Annotated in this window: 16 protein-coding genes, 2 tRNA genes and 1 pseudogene; 8 read left to right on the top strand and 11 right to left on the bottom strand. The window is 72.0% G+C overall.

Annotated features, from left to right (window positions below; translation table 11 throughout):
- Nucleotides 1-7: 7 nt before the first annotated feature.
- Nucleotides 8-991: an ABC transporter permease gene (locus tag FB465_RS11995; RefSeq protein WP_145797286.1), complete on the bottom strand. Its 984-nt coding sequence runs from the start codon at nucleotides 989-991 to the stop codon at nucleotides 8-10.
- Between the two features lie 370 nt (nucleotides 992-1,361).
- Between FB465_RS11995 and FB465_RS11990 the strand changes: the two genes are divergently transcribed.
- From FB465_RS11990 to FB465_RS11965, 6 genes and pseudogenes are all read left to right on the top strand, one after another.
- Entirely contained in the window at nucleotides 1,362-3,062 is a 1,701-nt protein-coding gene (locus FB465_RS11990) for an ABC transporter family substrate-binding protein (protein ID WP_145790177.1), read from the top strand.
- A gap of 420 nt (nucleotides 3,063-3,482) precedes the next feature.
- Nucleotides 3,483-4,656, top strand: a pseudogene (locus tag FB465_RS11985) (low temperature requirement protein A).
- A 55-nt stretch (nucleotides 4,657-4,711) separates the two neighbouring features.
- Nucleotides 4,712-5,485: a pentapeptide repeat-containing protein gene (locus tag FB465_RS11980; RefSeq protein ID WP_145790175.1), complete on the top strand. Its 774-nt coding sequence runs from the start codon at nucleotides 4,712-4,714 to the stop codon at nucleotides 5,483-5,485.
- A gap of 168 nt (nucleotides 5,486-5,653) precedes the next feature.
- Nucleotides 5,654-7,711 carry a phosphocholine-specific phospholipase C gene (locus FB465_RS11975; protein ID WP_145790173.1) on the top strand — a complete coding sequence of 686 codons (2,058 nt, stop codon included), beginning with the start codon at nucleotides 5,654-5,656 and terminating at the stop codon, nucleotides 7,709-7,711.
- A gap of 131 nt (nucleotides 7,712-7,842) precedes the next feature.
- On the top strand, nucleotides 7,843-8,031 hold the full coding sequence (locus FB465_RS11970) for a hypothetical protein (RefSeq protein WP_145790171.1): 189 nt from the start codon (nucleotides 7,843-7,845) through the stop codon (nucleotides 8,029-8,031).
- 117 nt (nucleotides 8,032-8,148) lie between these two features.
- Complete coding sequence (locus FB465_RS11965; protein WP_145790169.1) at nucleotides 8,149-8,358, top strand: hypothetical protein; 210 nt, start codon at nucleotides 8,149-8,151, stop codon at nucleotides 8,356-8,358.
- A 51-nt stretch (nucleotides 8,359-8,409) separates the two neighbouring features.
- Here the strand turns inward: FB465_RS11965 and FB465_RS11960 are convergent, their stop codons facing one another.
- Nucleotides 8,410-11,619: a S41 family peptidase gene (locus FB465_RS11960; RefSeq protein ID WP_246192627.1), complete on the bottom strand. Its 3,210-nt coding sequence runs from the start codon at nucleotides 11,617-11,619 to the stop codon at nucleotides 8,410-8,412.
- Nucleotides 11,620-11,837: 218 nt separating this feature from the next.
- Between FB465_RS11960 and FB465_RS11955 the strand changes: the two genes are divergently transcribed.
- Nucleotides 11,838-13,496, top strand: a complete 1,659-nt coding sequence (locus FB465_RS11955; protein WP_145790167.1) for a chitinase — start codon at nucleotides 11,838-11,840, stop codon at nucleotides 13,494-13,496.
- A gap of 57 nt (nucleotides 13,497-13,553) precedes the next feature.
- On the opposite strand, the gene FB465_RS11950 is transcribed toward FB465_RS11955, so the two are convergent.
- From FB465_RS11950 to FB465_RS11940, 3 genes are all read right to left on the bottom strand, one after another.
- Complete coding sequence (locus FB465_RS11950; protein ID WP_145790165.1) at nucleotides 13,554-15,260, bottom strand: proline--tRNA ligase; 1,707 nt, start codon at nucleotides 15,258-15,260, stop codon at nucleotides 13,554-13,556.
- Between the two features lie 104 nt (nucleotides 15,261-15,364).
- Nucleotides 15,365-15,438: transfer RNA gene (locus tag FB465_RS11945), tRNA-Lys, on the bottom strand.
- A 55-nt stretch (nucleotides 15,439-15,493) separates the two neighbouring features.
- Complete coding sequence (locus FB465_RS11940) at nucleotides 15,494-16,414, bottom strand: NADP-dependent oxidoreductase (protein WP_145790163.1); 921 nt, start codon at nucleotides 16,412-16,414, stop codon at nucleotides 15,494-15,496.
- Nucleotides 16,415-16,709: 295 nt separating this feature from the next.
- On the opposite strand from FB465_RS11940, the gene pgi reads away from it, so the two are divergent.
- Nucleotides 16,710-18,371 (top strand): glucose-6-phosphate isomerase, encoded by a 1,662-nt coding sequence (pgi, locus tag FB465_RS11935; protein WP_145790162.1) that lies wholly within the window; start codon nucleotides 16,710-16,712, stop codon nucleotides 18,369-18,371.
- A gap of 126 nt (nucleotides 18,372-18,497) precedes the next feature.
- Here the strand turns inward: pgi and FB465_RS11930 are convergent.
- The 6 genes from FB465_RS11930 to FB465_RS11905 form a co-directional block, all read right to left on the bottom strand.
- A tRNA-Lys gene (locus FB465_RS11930) sits at nucleotides 18,498-18,571 on the bottom strand.
- 68 nt (nucleotides 18,572-18,639) lie between these two features.
- Complete coding sequence (locus FB465_RS11925; RefSeq protein WP_211785763.1) at nucleotides 18,640-19,230, bottom strand: bifunctional DNA primase/polymerase; 591 nt, start codon at nucleotides 19,228-19,230, stop codon at nucleotides 18,640-18,642.
- Between the two features lie 140 nt (nucleotides 19,231-19,370).
- Nucleotides 19,371-19,796 carry a hypothetical protein gene (locus FB465_RS11920; RefSeq protein ID WP_246192626.1) on the bottom strand — a complete coding sequence of 142 codons (426 nt, stop codon included), beginning with the start codon at nucleotides 19,794-19,796 and terminating at the stop codon, nucleotides 19,371-19,373.
- A 147-nt stretch (nucleotides 19,797-19,943) separates the two neighbouring features.
- Nucleotides 19,944-21,356 (bottom strand): AAA family ATPase, encoded by a 1,413-nt coding sequence (locus FB465_RS11915; RefSeq protein ID WP_425461165.1) that lies wholly within the window; start codon nucleotides 21,354-21,356, stop codon nucleotides 19,944-19,946.
- The gene (locus FB465_RS11910) at nucleotides 21,353-22,948 is read right to left on the bottom strand and encodes a hypothetical protein (RefSeq protein WP_145790160.1); all 1,596 of its coding nucleotides are present in this window, start codon (nucleotides 22,946-22,948) and stop codon (nucleotides 21,353-21,355) included. The genes FB465_RS11915 and FB465_RS11910 overlap by 4 nt, the downstream gene beginning before the upstream one ends.
- Entirely contained in the window at nucleotides 22,945-24,168 is a 1,224-nt protein-coding gene (locus FB465_RS11905; RefSeq protein ID WP_145790158.1) for a hypothetical protein, read from the bottom strand. The genes FB465_RS11910 and FB465_RS11905 overlap by 4 nt, the downstream gene beginning before the upstream one ends.
- Nucleotides 24,169-24,227 lie beyond the last annotated feature (59 nt).

The following is a 24,227-nucleotide window of genomic DNA, read 5'->3' as shown; positions in this document are numbered from 1 at the left end:
CGCCCCCTCAGTACCGGACCCGCGGGTCCAACGCGGCGTTCAGCACGTCGGCGAGGAAGCCCGAGGCCAGCACCACCACCGCGGCGAACAGGTTGACGGCGACCACGGAGTTGATGTCCTGCTCCCGGATCGCCAGGATGAACCACTCGCCCATGCCGTGCCAGCCGAAGATGGTCTCGGTGAAGGCGGCGCCGGTGAAGATGCCCAGGAAGCTGTAGGCGAACATCGTCGACATCGGGATCACCGCCGTCCGCAGCCCGTGCTTGAGCAGGGCCCGGTTGCGGGTGAGCCCCTTGGCCTCGGCGGTGCGCAGGTAGTCGGAGCCGAGGACGTCCAGCATGGTGCCGCGCTGGTAGCGGCTGTACATCGCCAGTCCGCCGAGTGCCAGCGACAGCGTGGGCAGCAGCAAGTGCAGCCCCCAGTCGGCGAGATGGGTGCCCAGGCCGCCGGACAGGTTCGGTGTCTCGTACCCGGTGAACGGGACCACCTCGTGCCCGGCCGCCTCCTTGGCGGCGATGGCGCCGTTCTTCAGGAGCAGGGCCAGCAGGAAGACCGGCGTGGAGAGCAGCACGAACGAGACGATGGTGAGCGCCCGGTCGGAGAGGCGGTACTGCTTCACAGCGCTCCACGCCCCGCCCGCGACGCCGAGCACCATCCCGAGCAGGCTGCCGACCAGCAGCAGCCGCAGGGAGACCCAGATCCGGCGGCCGAAGTCCTCGTTGACGGAGGTGTCGTGGATGGTCCGGCCCAGGTCGCCGTGGAGCACCAGCCCCCCGGCCCAGGTGCCGAAGCGCTCGACCACCGGCGTGTGGTCGTTGATGTTGAGGGCGGTCAGCTGTCGGTCCACCGAGGCGGCGGAGGGCCGGGGCTGCTTGGCCTCGAAGTACGTGCGCGGGCCGAGCGCCGCGCAGGAGAGCGCGTACGCGAGGAAGACCGCGACCACCAGCAGTGCGGCGTAGTAGCCGAACCGCTGGGCCAGGTAACGGATCACCGCCCACCGCCGGAGAGACCGTTCGTGCACCTGGTCGACATGATCACAAGCCTTCGCTCAAGGGGTGGTCGGCGCAACTTCGCGCAGCAGTTCTACGGCACGACCGGTCGGTCGTCCAGAGGGTGCGGCGCAAGCCACTTCACCCTCGTGGGGGAAGTGGCTGGTCAGAGTGTTGCAGTGGGTTGCTGACGGCGTATTGCCGAAGTGTTGCGGCCTGTTGCGTTTGGATCAGAAGTGAACACCGACCCCTGGTGGACGAGTTGATCCGCTGTTACGTTCTGCTCGCCGGACACCGACTTGGCTGCCCGCGCTCAAGTGTCGCCACACCTGGCGGCCGCAGACTCTTCGAAATCTCTTGGGGGAACCCCTCATGGACGCATCCGCCACGGCCCGCGGCCTCGGCCGGGCCACCGTCGTCGCCATCGCACTGGCGCTGACCGTCACCGGCTGCAGCTCCGGCAGCTCGGGCTCCGGTGATGTGCCCAAGAACGTGGTCCCGGCGCAGGACGCGGAGGACAACAACCCGCAGCCGCTGGAGAAGATCAAGGACGGCGGCGAGTTCCGCCCGCCGCTGCAGCAGTGGATCACCCAGTGGAACCCGTACCAGGTGGACGGCCGGTACGGCGACGCGGTCGACATCATGGGCTACGTCGAGGCGAAGATCTTCCGGACGGACGCCAAGGGCACCTACCACCCGGTGCCGGAGTACCTGGTCTCCGCCGAGGTCACCTCGACCTCGCCGCAGGTGGTGACGTACAAGATCAACCCGAAGGCCAAGTGGTCGGACGGCAAGCAACTGAGCTACCTGGACTTCAAGGCGGTCTGGGAGACCTCCAACGGCAAGAACCCGGCGTACAACATCGCGGACTCCTCGGGCTACGAGCAGATATCGGGCGTCGAGCAGGGCGCGAACGCGCAGGAGGTGAAGGTGACCTTCAGCCAGTCGTACGCCGACTGGCAGAGCCTCTTCAACCCGCTGCTGCCGGCCGCCGGGATCGCGACCCCGGACGCGTTCAACCAGGGGTGGGTGGAGAAGGTCCCGGTCTTCGGCGGGCCGTTCAAGATCGGCACGCTGGACAAGACCGCGCAGACCATCACCCTCGTCCCGAACCCCGACTGGTGGGGCACCAAGCCCAAGCTGGACAAGATCACCTACCGGGTGCTCGCGACGCCGGCGATCACCCAGGCCTTCCTCAACAACGAGGTGGACTACGCCTCCGCGGGCAGCGCGACCGCGTACGGGCAGCTCAAGGACGCCAAGGACGGCGTGATCCGGACCGGCACGCCGTGGGACGAGGTGCACATCTCCTTCGGCGGCAACGGCGCGCTGGCCGACCAGTCGGTCCGCCAGGCGCTCGGCAAGGCGATGGACCGCGCCGCGCTGATCAAGATCGTGAACCAGGGTGTGCCGGTGGAGTTCAAGCCGCTCGGCAACCACCTCTTCATGATCAACCAGACCGGGTACCAGGACAACGCCGGCGAGTGGGTCAAGTTCGACCCGGAGGCGGCCAAGGCGCTGCTGGACAAGGCGGGTTGGAAGGAGGCCGCGGCCGGCCAGCCCCGTACCAAGGACGGCAAGCCGCTGGAGCTGCACTACGTGGTCAGCGACGGCTCCGCCCAGGCCCAGCTCGACATGGCCGCGGCCGTACAGAACATGCTCCGGCAGGTCGGCGTCACGGTCTCGGTCGACAAGGTGTCGAGCAAGGAGTACTTCAGCAAGTACGTCAACCAGGGCAAGTTCGACCTGGCCAGCTGGCGGAACACCGGCTCCTTCCCGCTCTCCCTGGGCGTCGCCAACTTCCGTGCCCCGCAGGGCGACAACGTGTTCGGCAACTACTCCAAGCTCAGCACCCCGGAGATCGACTCGCTGCTGAGGAAGGCAGCCGGCACCATCGACCCGGTCGAGGCGGCCAAGCTCTACAACCAGGCCGACGTCAAGATCTGGGAGCTCGGGCACACCGTCGAGCTGTACCAGCGGCCCAGCATCGTCGCGGTCCGCAAGGGGCTCGCCAACTTCGGGGCCGGCAGTCTCGCCGACACCGACATCACCAAGGTCGGCTGGGAGAAGTAGGACAGCTCCCCATTGCCGGTCGGTCCAGCGCACGAGGGCATGACGAACAGCAGGCGGCACTCGCGAGCAGCGCGGTGATCACGAGGCCGACGGTACGGACATGGGTGGCGCGGCGAACCCGCCCCCGTGTCCTGCCATCGGCCTTGACCTTCCGCGTTGCTCGCAGACCGCCCGTGTCGTCGTTCCTCTTGACGAGGAATCTAGCGGGCTGATCGGGACGGACAGGGCACCTTCCACAGGGCGCGCCCGGGAGCCGCCGAGCTGTCACCCGGTTCGCGCACTGCAAGGTCAACTCTCGCTGACGATTGCTCAAAACGGGTGGAACCCGTACATACGGCGTGCCGCAGCGGTACGTGCGTCCGGGGGCCGCTCGGTGCCAGGATCGCGGGGACCCAACACCCTCCCGGCAGAGGCGGCATCATGACCAGCGACGCAACCGATCGCGATCCGGGCCCGTTCCGGCGGATGACCGCCCGCGACCGGGGCGAGGCCCACCGCGCAGCGACACCATTGGAGTTGTTCTTCGACCTGTGCTTCGTGGTCGCCGTGGCCCAGGCCGGCGGCCAGCTCGCCCACGACCTCGCCGAGGGCCGCGTGGGGCACGGTCTCTACGGCTACGCCTTTGCCTTCTTCGCCATCTGGTGGGCCTGGATGAACTTCAGTTGGTTCGCCTCCGCCTACGACGTCGACGACGTGCCGTACCGCCTCACCACCCTGGTCCAGATCACCGGTGTGTTGATCCTCGCGGCGGGTGTACCCAGGATGTTCGCCGACCAGGACCTCACCCTGTCGGTGCTCGGCTATGTGGTGATGCGCCTCGCGATGGTCACCCAGTGGCTGCGCGCCGCCGCCGCGGAGACCGGCGCCGCCCGCACCATGGCGCTGCGCTACGTGGTCGGGATCACCGTCTGCCAGATCGGCTGGGGGCTCATCCTGCTGGTGCCGGAGGACGCGCTCCCGTACGTACTGCCGCTGGGCATCCTGGCCGAGCTCTCCGTCCCCGCGATCGCCGAGCTGCGGACGCAGAGCACCTGGCACCCGCAGCACATCGCAGAGCGGTACGGCCTGTTCACCCTGATCGTGCTCGGCGAGACGGTCTCGGCAGCCACCCTGGCGGTGCAGGCCGCACTCGACGAGCACGAGGCGCTCGGCGAACTGCTGCCGATCGCGGCCGGCGGCCTGCTGCTCTGCTTCGCCGCCTGGTGGATCTACTTCGTCCGCCCCATCCACGACCACCTGCGCTCCAACCGGCAGGCCTTCCTCTGGGGCTACGGCCACTACCCTGGTGCTCGGCTCGGCCGCCGCCATCGGCGCCGGCCTCGAAGTCGCGGTGGAGCACGCGGTCGGCTCGGCCCACATCTCGGCGAGCGCGGCCACCGCCGCGGTGACGGTACCCGGTGCGCTCTACCTGTTCACCGTCTGGCTGCTGCACTCCCGGCACGTCAAGCACGGCGCGGCCCAGGCGCTGCTGCCGATCGCGTCGGTGGCCGTGCTGGCCTGCACGGCGGCCGGGCAGAGCGGGGTCCTGCTGGCCGGTCTGGTGGTCGCCGCGACGGTGGCCGTCGGTATCGCCCTGGACGTCAGGGAGGGCTGAGCTGTCGGTGCCCCGTGTCACGATGACGGGACCCCGTCCATGAGGAGAGTGGCCCATGCCGTCCGCCGTCCCCGAGCAGCTCGCCGACCTGCCGTACGGGCACCTGCTGCAGCCGCACACCGGCCCGCTGCGCGGCGACGAGCGGTACGACACCGTGCACTTCGACGGGGGCGTGCACACCGAGGCGGCGAACGGCGCGAGCTTCCTGGAGTGCGCCTTCACGGGCGTGGAGCTGAGCGGTACCAAGCTGCGGCAGGCCCGGTTCAACGAGGTCTGGGTGCAGGGCAGCCGCTGGGTGGCGGCCGAGCTCCCGGAGAGCGAGTGGCAGGACGCCGCTCTGCTCGGCACCGTGCTGGCCGGCATCTCGGCGTACGGGGCCGTCCTGCGCCGGGTGGTGCTGCGCCAGTGCAAGCTGGAGTCCGTCAACCTGCGCGGTGCCGTGCTGCGCGACGTGGTCTTCGAGGACTGCCTGCTGCGCGACGTCGACCTCGGCGGCGCCAGGCTGACCGAGGTCTCCTTCCCCGGCAGCACCCTGGAGGAGGTCCGTCTGGGCGGTGCCGAGCTGGGCCGCCCTGAGCCGAAGGGCGCGCCGGTGTCGAAAGCGACGAGTGACAAGCGAGGAACGAGCGCCGGAGCGAGGAGCGTCGACACCGGATCGGAGCGCCCGGAGGCGAACGGGCGAGTTTCCGTGGATCTGCGGGGAGCAGTCCGGCTCGGGTTGCCCGACGGGCACCAGGGCCTGCGCGGAGCCCTCATCTCCAGCAGCCAACTCCTGGAGCTGGCACCACAGTTCGCCCAGGCTCTGGGGATCACCGTGAAGGACCGCTGACCCTGGCGTTCATCTGGCCGTCGCTGCGCGACGCCGCGGCGAACAGTCCAACAAGCCTTGATGGAAAGTCATGGCCTACCGCCCGGACCTGCGCAAAGATGCCGCCTGACCGATGGCGTGGACACAACGTGTGTGCACAACATCGCTAGCGAAGGGACGGCCGGGCGGATGGCTGAGCTGAGTCGTAGGAAGTTCATGGCGCTGTCGGCGAGCGCGGCGGCCGGCGCCGCGGTGGCAGGGTCGGCGATCGGCGGCACGGCCCCCGCATCGGCGGCCGGCCTGAGCACGACGGGCACCATCGCGGACGCCAAGCACATCGTGGTGCTGATGCAGGAGAACCGCAGCTTCGACCACTACTTCGGCACCCTCAAGGGCGTCCGCGGCTTCGCCGACCGCAGCGCGATCCAGATCGCCGGCGGCTACAGCATCTTCAACCAGCCCAACGGCACCGGCCGCCAGTACCCCTGGGCGTTCAGCGCCACCAAGCCGGCCGGCGGCGCCGACCCCGAGCGCCTGGCCCAGTGCAACGGCGACCTCTCGCACGCCTGGTCCGACCAGCACAAGGCCTGGAACAACGGCAAGCTGGACTCCTGGGTCTCCGCCAAGGGCAACGTCCGCACCCTCGGCTACCTGCAGCGCGCCGACATCCCGTTCCACTACGCGCTGGCCGACAACTGGACCATCTGCGACGCGTACTTCTGTTCCACGCTGAGCGCCACCGGCCCGAACCGCACCTTCCACTGGAGCGGCACCATCGACCCGGGCGGCACCGCCGGCGGTCCCGCCTACGACGGGGGCGACGAGTCCGGGCTGCGCTGGCAGACCTACGCCGAGGCGCTGGAGACGGCCGGCGTGAGCTGGAAGGTCTACCAGAACGCCGCCGACAACTACGGCGACAACGCCCTCGCCTACTTCACCCAGTTCACCGGCGCCCCGGCCGGCAGCCCGCTGGCGGTCAAGGGCATGGGGTCCGTCCCGAGGACGACGGGCAGGACGCCGGACGACATCGCCGCAGCGATCCGCGCGGACGTGCTGAACGGCACCCTCCCGCAGGTCTCCTGGATCGTCGCCGACCAGGCCTCCTCCGAGCACCCGTACGCGACGCCCAACGACGGCGCGCACTTCGTGCACATGGTGATAGACGCGCTGTGCGCCGACCCGGACGTCTTCAACTCCACCGTCATGTTCCTCAACTACGACGAGAACGACGGCTTCTTCGACCACGTCCCGCCGCCGTCGCCCCCGGCCGGCACCGCCGGCGAGTTCTACAGCAACACCGCGATCGGCCTCGGCTTCCGCGTCCCGATGATCGCCATCTCGCCCTGGTCCCGCGGCGGTTGGGTCAACTCCGAGGTCTTCGACCACACCTCGGTGCTGCGCTTCCTGGAGAAGTGGACGGCCGCCATCGGCAAGCCGGCCACCTGCCCCAACATCAGCGCCTGGCGCCGCAAGGTCTGCGGTGACCTCACCGGCGTGTTCGACTTCGCCAACCCGGTGTACGGGCTGCCCGCGCTGCCCGACACCTCGGCCGTGATCGGCATGTCGACCTGCGGCCCGCTGCCCAACCCGGCGCCGGTCGACAACAAGCTGCCGCTGCAGGAGTCGGGCACCCGCCCGGCCCGCGCGCTGCCGTACCAGCCGAACGCCAACCTCGACCACCTGGAGTTCGGCTCGGGCGGCGTGACGAAGGTCTGGCTCAAGATGGCCAACGAGGGGTCGGCGGCGGTCAACTCGGCCCACTTTGCGGCGTACGCCAACGCCTACCGCAGCGGCGGCCCGTGGCAGTACACGGTGGACCCGGGCGGCAACCAGAGCGACTTCTTCAACTGCGGCACCAACTACGGCAACGGCCTGTACGACCTGAGCGTGACCGGCCCGAACCGCTTCCTGCGCCGCTTCAAGGGCGACGCGACCAAGCCCGGCAAGCTGGTCTCGGTCACCGCCTCCTACGCCGTCGAGCCGGGCACCGGCAAGCTGGCGATCTGGTTCAGGCTCGCCAACACCGGTACGGCGCCGGTGACGTTCACCATCGCCCCCAACGCCTACCGCACCGACGGCCCGTGGACCTACACCGTCCCCGCGGGCGGCAACGTCAGCGACTTCTTCAACGCGGTCGCCTACCAGAACGGCTGGTACGACCTCACCGTCACCGTGGACTCCGACCCCACCTGGTCGCAGCGCTTCTCCGGCCACCTGGAGACCGGCCTGCCGAGCATCAGCGGCTGACCGGGAGCTCCGGGCCGCTCCAGCGGCTACTCCATCCGGGGGAACGTTTGACCACGGCTCGACATGCGGCCCGGCACGCCCGGTGCCACATTGGTCGAAGCCCATTGTCCGACGAATCCCAAGGAGGAGACATGGGCCTTTTCGACCGTTTCAGGAGCCAGGCACATCAGTCTGCCGAGCAGGCGAAGTCCAAGCTCGACGACCAGCCCGAGCAGGCCTCGGACGCGATGTCGACGCAGGCGGAGAAGGCCAAGGACACCGCCCAGGAGAAGCTCGAGGAGGGCCAGCAGACGCTGGAGGACCCCGACAATCCGTGGTGATCCACCGCGGTCGAACCACCGGGGCGCGCCCTGATGGGGCGCGCCCCGGTGGCACGTCCGGCGGCGTAGTGTGACAGTGAGGGCAGCCCATCGTCCGACCGATCCCGAGGAGGAGACATGGGCATCTTCGACAGGTTCCGGGGGAAGGCACACGAGCAGATGGACCCGGCCCAGCGCGCGGCGCTGGCTCACGACGAGGCGGCCGACGCGTTCGCCGTCGACGTGGAGAAGAAGGCGAGCGAGGAGACTCCCGGGACGACGGAGCTGACCGAGCAGGACCGCAGGGCCGCCGAGGACATGACGGCCGAAGGCGACCCCTGGGACTGACCGGCCTCCGGCCACGCTGAAGGGGTGCACCCGCCGAGCGGGTGCACCCCTTCAGCGTGGCGGCAGCGGTGGCCGCCGCAGGTCGGGTCGAGGGGTGTCGGGCGGGGCGGGCGTCGCCGCGGGGGTGTCCTCCAGCAGGTCCATGGCGAGCCGTACGGCGGTCACCAGCTCGGTGTGCTCGCCCCTGGCCCAGGCGTGCGGGGTACGCAGGACGTGGACGTCCGGCTCGACGCCGTGGTTCTCCACCGACCAGCCGATGCCGCCGGTGAACCAGGAGGCGATCTTGGGCACCGAGATCTGCGTGCCGTCGCCGAGCGTGTGCCGCCCGGTCATGCCGACCACGCCGCCCCAGGTGCGGCTGCCGACCACCGGGCCGAGCCCCAGCAGCTTGATGGCGGTGATGATCACGTCGCCGTCCGAGCTGGTGGCGTGGTCGGCCAGCGCGACCAGCGGGCCGCGCGGGGCGTCCCTGGGGTAGCGGACCGGACGGCGGTCCCGGGCGAAGTCCCAGGCCAGCACCCGGCGGGTGAGCTTCTCGAGGACCAGCTCCGAGACATTGCCGCCCGCGTTCCCGCGCACGTCCAACACCAGGGCCGGGCGGTCGAGTTCGCGCCGCAGGTCGCGGTTGAACTGGGCCCAGCCGGAGCCGCCGAGATCAGGGATGTGCAGATAGCCGCACCGGCCGTCGCTGAACTCCCGTACCAGGTGGCGCCGTTTGGTCACCCAGTCCTGGTAGCGGATCGGGCGCTCGTCGGTCAGCGGGGTCACCGCGATCCGCCGGACCGGCCCTCCGGGGTCGCTGCGGAAGGCCAGTTCGACCGTGGTGCCGCCGGTGCCGGCCAGCAGCGGACCGGGGCCGCGCACCGGGTCGGGCGGGCGGCCGGCGACGGCGACGAACTCGTCGCCGTCCCGGATGCCGTACCCGGCGAGCGGGGCCCGGGCCCGGGGGTCGGAGGACTCGCCGGGCAGGATGCGGTCCACCAGCCACCGTCCGTCGGGGGCGCGGTGGGCGTTGGCGCCGAGCAGGCCGAGCGGCTGCTGGACGGGCTGCGGGCCCTCACCGCGCCGGGCCGGGGTGACGTAGGCGTGCGAGGTGCCCAGCTCGCCGAGGAGCTCGCGCAGCAGGTCGGCGAAGTCGTCGGGGCAGGCGATGCGCTCGAGCAGCGGCTCGTACTGCTCGACCAGGGCGGGCCAGTCCAGGCCGCACATCTCGGTGTCCCAGAACTGGTCCCGGACGATCCGGGCCGCCTCGTGGTACGACTGGCGCCACTCGTCGGCCGGGTGGACGGTGTGGGTGATCCGGCGGAGGTCGACGGAGAGCGGGGAGCTTGCCGAGGGGAGCTGGTAGAGCGTGAGCGTGCCGGTCGAGTAGACCAGGATCGCGCTCCCGTCGCCGGAGACCGAGAAGCCGTCCAGCTTGTCGACCAGCGTGGTGCGGGTGCCGTGCGCCAGGTCGAAGTACTCCAGCGACGGGCGGCCCGAGATGTCCGCCGGGTTGGCGAATGTCTGGCCCAGGGCGCCGGAGATCGGCCAGCGCAGCCAGACCAGGCCGCCGCGCACCGCCGCCGTGGAGGAGTACTTGGAGGCGATCACCGGGAAGGGCACCAGGCGGGTGGACAGGCCGCGGGGATCCACGGTGACGGTGCCGTCGCCGCTCGCCTCCTCCGGGTCCAGGCCGACCGGTGGGCGCCCCTCGGCGGGGGAGGCGAAGGGCGAGGGCGTGCCGGCGGCCAGCGGCACCAGGTAGGGGCGGCAGCCCAGCGGGAAGGACATGTCGCCGGTGTGCACGTCGTGCACCGGGTCGAAGCCCCGCCAGGAGAGGAAGACCAGGAAGCGGCCGTCCCGGGTGAAGACCGGGTGCTCGTCCTCGAAGCGGCCGCCGGTCACGTCGATGGTGAGCTCCGGCGAGTCGACCTTGGCGAGCTGGATGCTGCGCAGCGAGCGCCCGGCCACCGGCTGGGACCAGGTCAGCCAGCGCGAGTCGGGGGAGAAGGCCGGGCTGCTCACCGGCCCGTACGCGGAGGCGGCCACCTCGCGGACCTCGCCGTCGGCGGTGGACACCAGCAGCAGCCGGCCGTCGGAGGTGGCGACCGCCAGGGTGTGGCCGTCCGGGGTGGCGGCCAGCTCCAGCGCCCGGCCGATCCGGCCGGCGGAGATCCGCCGCGCCGGGGTCTCGGGGCTGCCGCGCGAGGGCAGCGGGGCCAGCTCGACGGCGTCCTCGCCCTCGGCGTCGGTGACCCAGGCGAGCTGCCCGGTGTACCCGAGCAGGACGGGCAGCCTGGTCCGCACGCCCGGCGTGTCGGCGAGCACCCGGGCGGGGCCGTCCCGGTGGGTCAGCCAGTACTGGCTGCCACGCACGGTGATCGCGCTGGCCCGGCCGGTGTAGTCGCAGACCAGGTCCTTGACCTGGGCGGCGGCCGAGACCTGGTACGGGCGCCGGCCGGCCCGCGCTCCGCCGAGCGGGACGTGCAGGCGGTGCGGCGCGGGAGCGTCCAGGCCGTCCAGCAGCCAGAGGTCGCCCGCGTGCTGGTAGACGATCCTGGTGCCGTCGGTCGCGGCCTCACGGGCGTAGTACGAGGCGTGGTCGGTGTGCCGGCGCAGGTCCGTGCCGTCCGGGCGGCAGGAGTAGAGGTTGCCGATGCCCTCGTGGTCGGAGAGGAAGGCGATCCGGTCGCCGATCGACATCGGCGAGGCCAGATGGCCGGGGTGGTCCGGGAGGATCTCCGTGGTGTCCAGCCAGAGCCGGCCGGTGGCGCCGCCCCGGTAGCGCTTCCACGCGGCGGGCTCGTGCGGCGCGGCGGCGGTGAGCAGCACCGTGTGCTCGGCGCCGACCTGGGCGTCGTTGACCGGCCCCCAGGGCATCCGGTGGCCGGGGGCGCCGTCCGGCGGCAGCGCGTACGCCCAGGTGTAGTGGGCGAAGGGCTCGTGGAACGAGGTGACGGCGAGGATCTCGCCGTCGGGCAGCCAGCCGCGCACCCGGGTGTCCTGGCTGCCCCAGTACGTCAGCCGGGTGGCCTCGCCGCCCGCCGCGGGGGCCGTCCAGACCTCGGGGGTGAGCGCCTGCCAGCTGGTCCAGGCGATGGTGGCGCCGTCGGGGGAGAGGCGGGGGTGGCTGACCCGGGTGCGGTCGCAGCTGACCCGCCAGGCCCGGCCCACCGTGCCGTCGGCGGCCAGCGGAGCCGCCCAGACGTCGTCCTCGGCGGTGCAGGTGAGCAGGCCGCCGCGCAGGTGGGGGTACCTCAGGTAGCCGGACGCGGTCACCTCTCCATGCTTCGGCCGCCTTGGGCCGGGCGCAACCGGGGCTGCTCCACGCACCGTCAGGCGACGGGGCGCCAGAACGCGGCGGCGCCGGAGCCATTGACACCTGTGGGGCGGATTCGCTTCAGTGGTCTAGTCCAACCGGGCGCCGTGATGCGCCCCGCCGACCCCCACCGGCGCGCTTGGGCACCCCCATGCCTCGAGGTAGGAGCATCCCCCACATGCGTACTCCCCGAACCACAAGACGCCTGGTCGCAGGCGGTACCGCCTGGGCCGTCGCCGCGGCCGGCGCCGTCGCGCTCACCTTCGGCCTGGCGTCCTCCGCCACGGCCGGCGAGTTCCTGACCAACGGCGGCTTCGAGAGCGGCTCGCTCGGCCCCTGGAGCTGCACCGGCGGCACCGGCAGCGTCGTCACCGGCCAGGCACACGCCGGCAGCTACGCGCTCGCCGGAGCCGCCTCGGCCAGTGACTCGGCACAGTGCTCGCAGACCGTCACCGTGACGCCCAACACCGCCTACACCCTCAGCGCGTACGTCAAGGGTGCGTACGTCTACCTCGGCGTCGACGGCGGGGCCAGCACCTGGACGCCCGGGACGGGCGGCGCGTACCAGAAGCTCACGGTCGGCTTCACCACGGGCGCGAGCCAGACCAGCGCGACGGTGTACACGCACGGGTGGTACGGGCAGGGCACCTACTATGCGGACGACGTCTCGCTGGACGGGCCGGGCGCGCCCTCGCCCTCGCCGACGTCCCAGCCGCCCACCTCGCAGCCGCCGACGTCCCAGCCGCCCACCTCGCAGCCGCCCACGTCTCAGCCACCGACGTCCCAGCCGCCGACGTCGACGCCGCCGCCCAGCGGGGGCCTGCCGACCCACGCCCTGGTCGGCTACCTGCACGCGAGCTTCGCCAACGGCGCCGGGTACACCAAGGTCGCCGACATCCCGGACTCCTGGGACGTCATCAACCTCTCCTTCGGCGAGCCGACCTCCGTCACCTCCGGCGACATCCGGTTCAACCGCTGCTCCGTGAGCGAGTGCCCCTCCGTCGAGTCCGACGCCGACTTCAAGGCGGCCATCGCCGCCAAGCGGGCCAAGGGCAAGAAGGTGCTGATCTCGATCGGCGGCCAGAACGGCCAGGTCCAGCTCACCACCACGGCCGCCCGGGACACCTTCGTCAGCTCGGTCTCCGCGATCATCGACAAGTGGGGCCTGGACGGGCTCGACATCGACTTCGAGGGCCACTCGCTGTCGCTGAACACCGGCGACAACGACTTCAAGAACCCGACCACGCCGGTCGTGGTCAACCTGATCTCCGCCCTGAAGACCCTCAAGGCCAAGTACGGCTCCGGCTTCGTCCTCACCATGGCCCCGGAGACCTTCTTCGTCCAACTCGGGTACCAGTACTACGGATCCGGCCCCTGGGGCGGTCAGGACCCGCGCGCCGGCGCCTACCTGCCGGTCATCTACGCGATGCGCGGCGACCTGACCCTGCTGCACGTCCAGGACTACAACTCCGGCTCCATCATGGGCCTGGACAACCAGTACCACTCGATGGGCGGCGCGGACTTCCACGTCGCGATGACCGACATGCTGCTCAAGGGCTTCCCGGTGGCCGGCAACACCGCCAACATGTTCCCGGCCCTCGCCCCCTCCCAGGTGGCCATCGGCATGCCGGCCGCCACCTACGCGGGCAACGGCTACGTCAGCCCCACCGAGGTGAACAAGGCACTCGACTGCCTCACCAAGGCCGCCAACTGCGGCAGTTACGTCCCCCGCAGCGGTGCCCAGCCCAACCTGCGCGGCCTGATGACCTGGTCGATCAACTGGGACCAGTACAGCGGGCGGGAGTTCTCCAAGAACTTCGACGGCTACTTCGGCTGACCCGGTAGCACGAGGGTCGGGCACCGCCTCGGCGGTGGCCCGACCCTCGTCGTTCGGCTAGCGGCTCTCGGCGACCAGGCCCGCGACCGTGCGGGCGGCGTCCGCGACCGGCACCCGGGTGGTCTCGCCGGTGGCGCGGGATACCACCTCGACCACGCCCTCCTTGAGACCGCGGGGGCCGACGGTGATCCGGTACGGGATGCCGACGAGCTCGATGTCGGCGAACTTCACGCCCGGGCGCTCGTCCCGGTCGTCCAGGACGACGTCCACCCGGTCGGCGCGCAGCTGCTCGTAGATGTCCTCGACCACCTTGGTGGTCTCCTCGTCGTTCTTGCCGATCGGCACGACGACCACCTCGAACGGTGCGACGGAGACCGGCCAGACGATCCCCTTCTCGTCGTGGTGGGACTCGACCACGGAGGCGATGGCGCGCTCGACGCCGATGCCGTAGCTGCCCATGATCGGCTTGATCCGGCTGCCGTCCGGGCCGAGCACGGTGACGTCCAGGGTCTCGGTGTACTTGTAGCCGAGCTTGAAGATGTGGCCGACCTCGACGGTGCGGACCACCTCCAGCGCGGCCGGGCAGTTCGGGCAGGTCTCGCCGGCGACGACCTCGCGGAAGTCAGCCCACCGCGTCACGGCGATGTCCCGCTCGACGTCCACGCCGCGCAGGTGCACGCCGTCCCGGTTGGCGCCGGTGGTCATCGCGCGGCGGCCGCGCAGCGCCTCGTCCGCGAGGACGGTGAGCCCGGTGACGCCGACCGCGCCCAGGCTGCCGGGCGATGCTCCCAGCGCCGCCTCGATCTCCTCCGGCTGGGCCGGGCGGACGGCGGTCGCACCGGTGGCGTCGATCAGCTTCTGCTCGACCAGGCTGTGGTCCCCGCGGACCAGGACCAGGGTGAGGCGGTCGTCGACGACGTACACCAGGGTCTTGATCTGGCCCTCGGCGGGCACCCCGTGCTGCCTGGCCAGCTCCTCGATGGTGCGGGCCTCGGGGGTGTCGAAGGGCTCGGGGGAGGCGAGGCCGTCCGGGTCCTGGACGGCCGGAAGGGCAGAGGTGGCCTTCTCCACGTTGGCCGCGTAGCCGCAGGCGGTGCAGTGGACGACCAGGTCCTCGCCCGCCTCGGTCGGGGACATGAACTCGACCGAGGCCGAGCCGCCCATGCTGCCGCTGGAGGCCTGCACGGGGATGGCCGGGATGCCGAGGCGGGCGAAGATCCGCACGTAGGCGTCGTGGTGCAGGTCGAAGGAGCGGTCGAGCCCGGCCTGGTCGAGGTCGAAGCTGTACGAGTCCTTCATGGTGAACTCGCGGACCCGCAGCAGGCCGCTCTTCGGGCGCGGCTCGTCCCGGAACTTGGTCTGGAACTGGTACCACATCTGCGGCAGCTGCTTGTAGGAGGAGAGCTCGTGGGCGAGCGTCGTGAAGATCTCCTCGTGCGTCATGCCCAGCGCGAGGTCGGCGCCCTTGCGGTCCTTGAGGCGGAACATCTCGTCGCCCATCACCTCCCAGCGGCCGGTCCGCTGCCAGATCTCGGCCGGGTGCATGGCCGGCAGGATCCACTCCTGGGAGCCGATCCGGCCCATCTCCTCGCGGATGATGTCGACGACCTTGGTCCGGACCCGGACGGCCAGCGGCAGCAGCGAGTAGTGCCCGGCCATCAGCTGTCGGACGAACCCGGCCCTGACCAGCAGCCGGTGGCTCGCCGCGTCCGCGTCCGCCGGGTCGTCCCGCAGGGTGGGGGCGTACATCTGGGACCAGCGCATGAGGGAGCCTTCCTGTTGCCGAGCACGGACACGACCTGCGGATACGACGTGCGGAAACGACCAAGGGCCCCCTCGCCGAAGCGAGAGGACCCTTGGCCTGTCTGTGCGCCGCCAGGGACTCGAACCCCGGACCCGCTGATTAAGAGTCAGCTGCTCTAACCAACTGAGCTAGCGGCGCCTGCTGACGGGAAGAACATTACCTGGTCAGCGGCCGAAACTCACAATCGGGTCGGCTACTCCGAGACCCACGGTGTGATCACGGCCTTGCCGCGGACGTGACCGGCCTCGACGAGCCGGTGGGCGTCGGCGGCGCGGGCGAGCGGGAAGGTCGCGGCGATCTCCAGCTGAAGGCCGCCGGCCTCCCAGAGCTCGACCAGCTCGGCGAGGCGGGCGGCGGTGCGGGGGCCGCGCAGCCCGCGTACGCCGAGGCGCCGGGCGGCCTCGTAGTCGACGATGGTGCCGATCCGATCGCGCTCTGCCACCAGCTCGACGGAGGCGTCGAGGGCACCGCGCCCGGCGGCGTCCAGGGCGGCGTCCACACCGTCCGGCGCGACGGCGCGGACCCGGTCGGCCAGCCCCGGGCCGTACGTGACCGGGACGGCGCCCAGCTCCCGCAGGTAGTCGTGGTTGCGCTCGCTCGCGGTGCCGATCACCTTGGCGCCCCAGGCGCGGGCGAGCTGGACGGCGACGGTGCCGACCCCGCCGGAGGCGCCGTGGATCAGGACGGTCTCGCCCGAGCGGACCTTGAGCTCGGTGAGGGCCACATGCGCGGTCTGCCCGGAGGCGGAGAGCGACCCGGCCTCCTCCCAGGGCATCGCGGCGGGCTTGCCGACCAGGTGGTCGCCGGACACGGTGATGTACTGGGCATGGCCGCCGAGCAGCCGGAACCCGAGGACCTCGTCTCCTACCTCCCACCCGAAGCTGCCCGCGCCGAGCTGCTCGACCACCCCGGCGAACTCGTTGCCGGGAACGGCGGGCAGCACGATCGTGGCGCCGGGCGGGCTCCAGCCGGAGCGGACGGCGGCGTCCGCGGGCTGGATCCCGGCGGCGAGCACCTTGACCAGCACCTCGCCGGGCCCGGGCGCCGGGACGGGCAGCTCGACCACATGCAGGACGTCGGGGCCGCCGGGCTCCGAGAATGCCGATGCCAGCATGGTGAGGATCTCCTCTTCGTCAGGTCCGGCCACCACTGTGCAAGTTGAAGGCCGCTTGAGGTCAAGGCCGAACCGGCTCGCCGCGCCGACGGAATGTTCTGCAGGTGACGTCACCCCAACGCGCAGATGACGTCGGGCTCGGCAGGCCGGTGACGTCACGCCAGGCGCGTAGGCTTGCCCGGGGCAGGCCGTCAACGGAGTCGGCGCACCACTCTCTGTACCGCCAGACCTCGCGCAACCCTCCCGCTGGGCCCCTGCCGGTATCTGTACAACCGGATGACTCAAGGAGCAACCGATGACGGCGAACCACGCCACCATCCGTACCCCGCTCGATCGTCTGCCGCAGTGGGCGGCGCTGGCCAAGCACCGCGAGGAACTCGGCGAGCAGCACCTGCGCGAGCTGTTCGCCGCCGATCCGGAGCGCGGGCGGCGCTACTCGCTGCGGGTGGGTGACCTGCTGGTCGACTACTCGAAGCAGCTGGTGACGGACGAGACGCTGGTACTGCTGCGCGAGTTGGCGGCGGCGACGGGTGTGGCCGAGCTGCGGGACGCGATGTTCCGGGGCGAGAAGATCAACATCACCGAGGACCGGGCGGTGCTGCACACCGCGCTGCGCGCCCCGGGTGACGCGGTGATCGAGGTCGACGGCGAGAACGTGGTGCCGGCCGTGCACGCGGTGCTGGACAAGATGGCCGCGTTCTCCGACCGGGTCCGCTCGGGCGAGTGGACCGGGTACACCGGCAAGCGCATCCGGACGGTCGTGAACATCGGCATCGGCGGCTCGGACCTCGGCCCGGCGATGGCGTACGAGGTGCTGCGCTCGTACACCCAGCGGGACCTGGACGTGCGCTTCGTGTCCAACGTGGACGGCGCGGACCTGCACGAGGCCGTCCGTGACCTGGACGCCGCCGAGACGCTGTTCATCGTGGCCTCGAAGACCTTCACCACGATCGAGACCATCACCAACGCGACCTCGGCGCGGGAGTGGCTGCTCGGGCAGCTGGGTGCCGGCCAGGACGCGGTGGCCAAGCACTTCGTGGCGCTCTCCACCAACGCCGAGGGCGTCGCCGACTTCGGCATCGACGTGGCGAACATGTTCGAGTTCTGGGACTGGGTGGGCGGCCGCTACTCGTACGACTCGGCCATCGGCCTCTCGCTGATGATCGCGATCGGCCCCGAGCGGTTCCGCGAGATGCTGGCGGGCTTCCGGCTGGTGGACGAGCACTTCCGGACCGCGCCCGCGGAGGAGAACGTGCCGCTGCTGCTGGGCCTGCTCGGGGTCTGGTACGGCGAGTTCTTCGACGCCCAGTCGCACGCGGTGCTGCCCTACTCCCACTACCTGTCGAAGTTCACCGCGTACCTGCAGCAGCTGGACATGGAGTCCAACGGCAAGTCGGTGGACCGGGAGGGGAACCCGGTCACCTGGCAGACCGGGCCGGTGGTCTGGGGCACGCCGGGGACCAACGGGCAGCACGCGTACTACCAGCTGCTGCACCAGGGAACGAAGATGATCCCGGCCGACTTCATCGGCTTCGCGAAGCCGGTCGGCGACCTGCCCTCCGGGCTGGTGGCGCAGCACGACCTGCTGATGGCCAACTTCTTCGCGCAGACCCAGGCGCTGGCCTTCGGCAAGACCCCGCAGGAGGTCGCGGCCGAGGGCGTGCCGGCCCGCCTGGTGCCGCACAAGACCTTCAAGGGCAACCACCCGACCACCACCATCCTGGCGGCCGAGCTCACCCCGTCGGTGCTCGGCCAGCTGATCGCGCTGTACGAGCACAAGGTCTTCGTCCAGGGCGCGGTCTGGAACGTCGACTCCTTCGACCAGTGGGGCGTCGAGCTCGGCAAGGTCCTCGCCAAGCGGATCGAGCCTGTGCTGCTCACCGGTGAGGGCGCGGAGGCGCTGGACAGCTCCACCGCCGCGCTGGTCGCGGACTACCGCTCGCTGCGGGGCCGCTGACGGCGGGTCGCGGGACGGGTGCTTCAGGACGTGGGCCGCGCTGATCGGCGCGGCCCACGCCCGGGCGGCCCGGGCTCGGAAACGCCGAGAGGCCCCCCGCTTGCGCGGAGGGCCTCTCGCTGTCTGTGCGCCGCCAGGGACTCGAACCCCGGACCCGCTGATTAAGAGTCAGCTGCTCTAACCAACTGAGCTAGCGGCGCCTGCTGACAGAGAAAACTCTAGCAGCGGGGTCGGGCGGAGCCAAAATCGAATACCGCCGGGCGGTGGTTCAGGCGGACGGGAGTGGGTACAGCGGCGCGCCGGGGGTCGACGGGTCGGCCTCCGGGAGCTCGCGCGGGGTGGACACCGCGCCCCGGGAGGCGCGGACGCATGCCCAGAGCACCACGGCGGCCCCCGGCAGCCACGGCTCTTTGGTGTCGGGAGCCACGATCCAGCGGCCGGCCCCCTGGCCGGGGGAGTCCGGCGCGTCCACCATCCGCTGCACGGGCGGGACGGTCACCGCGTCGCCCAGGCCGTGGCAGAGCAGCGGCGGAACCTCGCGGGCCCACTCCTCCCAGGCCAGCAGGGTCCGCAGCCGAGGCGCCGCGCCCGGCTGGACGAACAGCAGGGTACGGCCGCGGAACGACGCGACCGGGCCGCAGCCCGGACCGGAGGCCCACAGCTCGTCCAGCACCTTGCGCCCGAACAGCGACGGCATGCTGATCACGTCGAAGACGCGGCCGCAGGGCAGGACCGAGGGTGCCCAGGGGCGTGACTCCCACAGGGCGCGCATGCTGCGCGGGTACTCACTCGCGGAGGCCAGCCAGGACTCCCCGGCCACGGTGACGTACTCCACGGATTGATACGTCCAGATGTCCACGCACAGCAGATTGGCGCGAGGCGGGGCCTGCGCGGAGGGAAAGCCTCGTTTGCCGGACAGTGCGGGGGGCGGGGGCGTACCCTTCCCATCCCACGCGCATATGCCAGTGGCCAGCCTGCGGTGCGGCCGTGGGGCGCCGGTCAGCGCTCGCCGTTGCGGTGCTGCTTCAGCAGGCTCTGGCCGTACTCGACCATCCGGGCCGCGTAGTCGGGCGTCCAGTCGACGCGGGCGGCGATCTCGGCGGGGGACAGGGCGTCGAAGCGCCGGGTGTCGGCGAGCTGGGCGGCGGCGATGGCCTGGAAGTCGGTGGCGCGCTCGGCGGCGGCGCGGAAGGCCAGGGTCAACTCGGTGGAGCGGCGGAGCAGTTCGGCCGGGTCGTCGATCGACTCCAGGTCGAAGAAGCGCTCGGGCTCGGGCTCGTCGGCCTGCGGTTCGAACAGCAGCTGGGCCGGGCGCAGCCGGCGGACGGGGTTGGCGGGGCCCGGTACGGCCGGCGCGGTCGGGGACGGGGTGCTCTGGCCGTGCTGGCCGCTCTGGTCGGAGACCGGTGAGTGGCGGTCGGGCATCGGTGGACACCTCCGGGGTGATGGGTGACGGCTGCCCTCGGGGCATGGGCAGCCGGTATTTACCGCCGTCCATTGTCGCGCGGCGGTGACCGGTAGCGGAACGGTGTGCGTGCGGGCGCTATTCCCGGGCCGTGCGCCCCGGCCGGGTCAGGCGAGCCGAACGCGATGCTCGCCGAGGTGGGCGAGGACGGCATGGTTGGCCTCCCAGCCGTCCGGGAACTTCACCGTGACGCCGAGCTGCACCGGCTCCGTCGCCGGGTGCTCGTCCAGCAGCTCCGCGATCCCGGCCCGGGCGACCACGATGCAGGCGTGCCGGTGCCGCGAGGCGAGCACACAGAGCCGGCCGGTCTCCAGATGGAACGCGGTGGCGTCCGGCCGCCCCGAGAGCGGGTGCAGGACCACGGTGACGTCGTACTCGCGCCCCTGCAGCCGGTTGGCGGTGTCCACGGTGACGGCCGGGCCGGCGGCCGCATCGACCGGAACGCCGAGCCCCGTGAGCGCCGCCCGGACGGCGGCCGCCTGGTCCCGGTGGGCGGTGCCGACGGCGATCCGGCCCGGGGTGAGCGGGGCGGACCCCTGCTCGGAGTGCGCGGTCAGCCCGCGGTCGAGCAGGCGCCGGACGGTGGCCGCGACGGCGGCCACCGCCTGCGGGTCCGTCCGGACGGTGTGCCGCGCGGGCAGCTCCAGCAGCGCCCAGCCGTGCTCGGCGGCCTCGTCGATCGCGGTGTCCACGGCGGAACCGTCCGGGCGGACGGAGGCGGTCAGCAGCCGCTCACCGGGACCGGTACCGGAGCGGAACGGCGTGTACGGGTAGAAGGCGGCGGAGATCAACGGCGCCGCGCTGTGCGGCAGCCGCCAGGAGACCGGCAGCCGGTGCGGGCGGATCGCCGGGTTGTGTGCGAGCAGGGTGACCACCGCGCTGCTCGACGGATCGTACGAGAGCCCGGCCCACTGGTCGGTGCCGACCACGGTGAACGGGTCGAGCTGGCCCGGGTCCCCCACGAACAGCGCCCGCTCGAAGAGCCGGGCGACGGCGAGCAGCGCGTCGGAGCGCATCTGGTACGCCTCGTCCACGATCGCGTGCCGCCACGGGGCCTCGGTCTTGACCCACTGCCACTTGGCGGCCGTGGAGACCACCACATCGTGCTCCAGCAGGGCGCTGACCTTGTCGGACGGGGTGACATTGGCGTGCCGCAGCGCCTCGGGGGCGGGGTGGGAGTCGCTCGCGTGCAGGCGCCCGATGGTCAGGTCCGGGCCCTTCTCGGCCAGGCGGTCGACCAGGTCGTCCACCTGGCTGTTGGTCTGGGCGACGATCATCAGGCGCTCGCCGGCCCCGACCAGCTCCCGGGCGGCCTTCACCACCAGGGTGGACTTGCCCGCGCCGGGCGGGGAGTCGACCACCACCCCGCGCGGGGCGCCGGGGGAGGGATGGACGGTGGCGTCCAGGATCGCGGCCACGGCGGCGTCGGCGGCGACGCCGGGGGCGATGGGCGCCTCGGGGGCGGCGGGAGCCTTGAGGACGGCGGAGCCGTCCGGGCCGGTAGTCATGGTGCTGGTCATTCCCACTCTTCGGTGGCGGTAGGCGAATGCTCGATGGCGCCGGGCGGGCCGCCGTGCGTCCAGGGGGTGTCGTCCGGCTCGGGGAGCGGGGCGGACCGGCGGGGCGTCAGCTCGAAGAGGGTGAAGGTGATCCGGTCGCCGGGCTCGGGCACGGTGCCCGGCTCGGGCTCCTTCTTCCGACCCATCCCGGAGGTGACCCGGACGGTGATCGTGCCCTCGGCCGGGTCGGAGCCGACGATCAGCGCCTTCTGCGCCGCCGGCCCTGCCCCGGCCTGAGGTGCCCGGTGCACCTCGCGGCCCGGGTCGGCATGCGGGCGGTCGGCCGTGCGGACGGTGACCAGCGGGCGGGGCTTGGGCGAGCGGCCCGAGGTGTCGTACGCGGGCGTCACCTCGGTGACCACCCCGGTGAAGGCCTCGCCGGCCAGCCGGCACTCGGCCATCGCGAGCGGGTCGTCCAGCGCCTCCTGGACGTCCAGCCTCGCCTGCTCGCGCTCGCGCTGGGCGAGCTTGCGGGCGGCGGTCACGGCGTCGTCCTGCTTCGGCTGCGGGGGCTCCCCGGCGGCGAGGCGGTCGCGATGGCCGGTGTACGACCAGCGGTCGCTCTCCCAGCGCTCGGCGAGGTGGGCGGCCGGGGGCAGCGCGCGCAGCAGGTCGAGGCCGTGCCAGACGTCGAGCCAGGTGGGCAGGAGGACCTTCTCCAAGGCGGAGTGCAGCTGCTCCGACGCCTGCTTGACGTGCAGCTCGGCGCGCTCGGCCTGGTCGGGAGACGCCTGCTGGAAGGCGACGAGGGCGGCGTCGTGGCGGGTGATCGCGGGGGACAGGACGCCCGAGTCGAAGGCCGGGTCGGTGGCGGGACCGGCGGGCGGGTGGGTGAGCTGCCCGTTCGCATCGCGCTCGGTCTCCGCCCGCAGTGCGGCCTCGGCGCCCGTCAGGCCGGGCGGCGGGGAGTGCCAGCCGAGCTGGGCGGCCAGGTGCTGGTCCTCCAGGTGGCTCTGGCCCGTCGCCCAGTGGCGGGCGAGCAGGCCGGTCATCGGGAGCAGCAGGCTGGAGCCGGGCACCTGTGCGCGCTCGGTGAGATGCGTCAGCCAGCGGCCCAGCAGCGGCACCTGAGTCGGCGCCGGGTAGGCGCCGGGGTCGGGATCCTCGGCGGTGCGGCGGAACCGGGTGGACCGGCCGAGCAGTGCCAGGTGCTGGACGGCGCCGCCGTTGGGGACGATCAACTGCGGGGCGTCGGCACACAGTTCACGGAAGACCTGGGTCTTCTCGCCCGTCTCCGGGTCCTTCTCGGAGCCCTCGATCTGCTCGACCTCGGCACCGAAGGACTCCAGGTAGGGGAGCAGATCGGCGGCGAAGCGGGCCAGGAAGTCGAATCGCTGGGTGCGGTTGAGCGGCTGCGGCACGATGTGCAGGCGGGGCGCCTCGCGGTCGGTGCCGAGCAGCACGGCGAGCGGCGCGCCGGCCTCACCGGCGGCCGCGAGCGGGACCACCACCATCGGCCGCCCGGAGAGGTGCCGGTGCCGGACGGTCGCCAGCGGCTCGGCCCGCCCGCTGCGGACGGCCTCCAGCCGGGCGATGGTGCTGAGCAGACTCATCGGACGGGCCTCCCGAGGGCCTCGGAACGCAGCGCGGCCGCATACGCCAGACGGGCCGCGGCCTCGTCCGATTCCCGGGCCCGGCCTGTCTCACGGGCCTGACCTGTCGCGGCGGCGAGCGCCTCGGTGACCGTACGGATGCTGCCCAGCTCGCCACGGACACCCCGGCCGAGCTGCTCGACGGAGTCGGCGCAGCGGGCCTGGGCGCGGCAGTGGAAGCCGAGCTCGCAGCTGGAGAGGCAGTCCGGACTGTAGGCGGCCGGGACCGCCTCCACGGCGGCGGAGAGCTCCTCGACGGGCCGCGTGGGGCTGCCCGCTTCGTCCGGAGCCAGATCGAAGGTGGTGCCCGGCGGCAGGGCGTCCAGCAGCTGCTCGATCCTCGTCAGCCGGGCGAGCTGACGGCGTGTCGTGGCCAGCTCGCGGCGGATGTCCACCGCCGCGGCCGTCGGCCGGTTGGTGAAGTCCTTCGGGCAGACCAGCAGCACGCTGAGCTCCGGGCTGCCGGGGAACTCCGGGGCGGCGTACGGCGACGCGTCGAGCGCACCGCCGGCCAGCGCGGCCGCCGTCTCCTGGAGCGCCAGCACGTACACGGCGGCCTGGCGGGCGGCCGCGCCGACCTTGGCCGGGTCGGCGGAGCCGTCCAGGACCGGGAACGACTTGATCTCCACCACCGTGCAGCGGCCACCGTGCACCACCACGGCGTCCGGCTCCAGGTACGCCGGGCTGCCGGCCACGGTGAGCCGGAGCATCGGGTGGTCCAGCAGCGTCCAGGCGGACCGGTCGGCCGCGGCGGAGGCCAGGGCCTCGCGGGTGCGCTCCGCCCGGACGGCGGGGGTGGCGCGGCGCAGCAGGTCGGGCACGGTGAGCGGGGTCGAGTCGGCCGGCAGCCCCAGGTGGCGGCGGAGCGGCTCAAGCAGTGCCGCATAGCCGTCGTCCTTGAGGCGGGACTCGAAGATGTTGCCGCGCGCTATCGCGAACGGCGACTGGCCGAACGGGGCGGGACGGCCCAGCTGCTGGGCGACGGCCGCCTTGTCGACGCCTGCGGCGTCGAGCACGGCACGGCGGCGGCAGCCCGGATTGGCGGCGAGCGCGGCGAGGGCACGGGCGTCGAGGCTGCGCTGCGGCGCCGGGCCGCGCAGCTCGGAGAGCCGCTGGGCGTGGGGGTCCCCCCGGCCGGAGGTTGGGGGAGGCTCTGCCTGCCTGAAGTGCGAGACGTTCATGGTGCGGCCCAGTGTTGCATCCGGGTCCGACAATCCGGGACGGAACGCGTCGCCCCGGG

This window comes from Kitasatospora atroaurantiaca (genome assembly GCF_007828955.1).
GTDB classification, from domain to species: domain Bacteria; phylum Actinomycetota; class Actinomycetes; order Streptomycetales; family Streptomycetaceae; genus Kitasatospora; species Kitasatospora atroaurantiaca.
This window is presented reverse-complemented; position numbering and strand designations above follow the sequence as displayed.

Excerpts from the sequence above, each read along its gene's own strand:
- FB465_RS11990 (WP_145790177.1), top strand. The coding sequence starts at position 1,362 with ATGGACGCATCCGCCACGGCCCGCGGCCTCGGCCGGGCCACCGTCGTC.
- FB465_RS11980 (WP_145790175.1), top strand. The coding sequence starts at position 4,712 with ATGCCGTCCGCCGTCCCCGAGCAGCTCGCCGACCTGCCGTACGGGCAC.
- FB465_RS11975 (WP_145790173.1), top strand. The coding sequence starts at position 5,654 with ATGGCTGAGCTGAGTCGTAGGAAGTTCATGGCGCTGTCGGCGAGCGCG.
- FB465_RS11970 (WP_145790171.1), top strand. The coding sequence starts at position 7,843 with ATGGGCCTTTTCGACCGTTTCAGGAGCCAGGCACATCAGTCTGCCGAG.
- FB465_RS11965 (WP_145790169.1), top strand. The coding sequence starts at position 8,149 with ATGGGCATCTTCGACAGGTTCCGGGGGAAGGCACACGAGCAGATGGAC.
- FB465_RS11955 (WP_145790167.1), top strand. The coding sequence starts at position 11,838 with ATGCGTACTCCCCGAACCACAAGACGCCTGGTCGCAGGCGGTACCGCC.
- FB465_RS11950 (WP_145790165.1), bottom strand. The coding sequence starts at position 15,260 with ATGCGCTGGTCCCAGATGTACGCCCCCACCCTGCGGGACGACCCGGCG.
- FB465_RS11940 (WP_145790163.1), bottom strand. The coding sequence starts at position 16,414 with ATGCTGGCATCGGCATTCTCGGAGCCCGGCGGCCCCGACGTCCTGCAT.
- pgi (WP_145790162.1), top strand. The coding sequence starts at position 16,710 with ATGACGGCGAACCACGCCACCATCCGTACCCCGCTCGATCGTCTGCCG.
- FB465_RS11920 (WP_246192626.1), bottom strand. The coding sequence starts at position 19,796 with ATGCCCGACCGCCACTCACCGGTCTCCGACCAGAGCGGCCAGCACGGC.
- FB465_RS11915 (WP_425461165.1), bottom strand. The coding sequence starts at position 21,356 with ATGACCAGCACCATGACTACCGGCCCGGACGGCTCCGCCGTCCTCAAG.
- FB465_RS11910 (WP_145790160.1), bottom strand. The coding sequence starts at position 22,948 with ATGAGTCTGCTCAGCACCATCGCCCGGCTGGAGGCCGTCCGCAGCGGG.
- FB465_RS11905 (WP_145790158.1), bottom strand. The coding sequence starts at position 24,168 with ATGAACGTCTCGCACTTCAGGCAGGCAGAGCCTCCCCCAACCTCCGGC.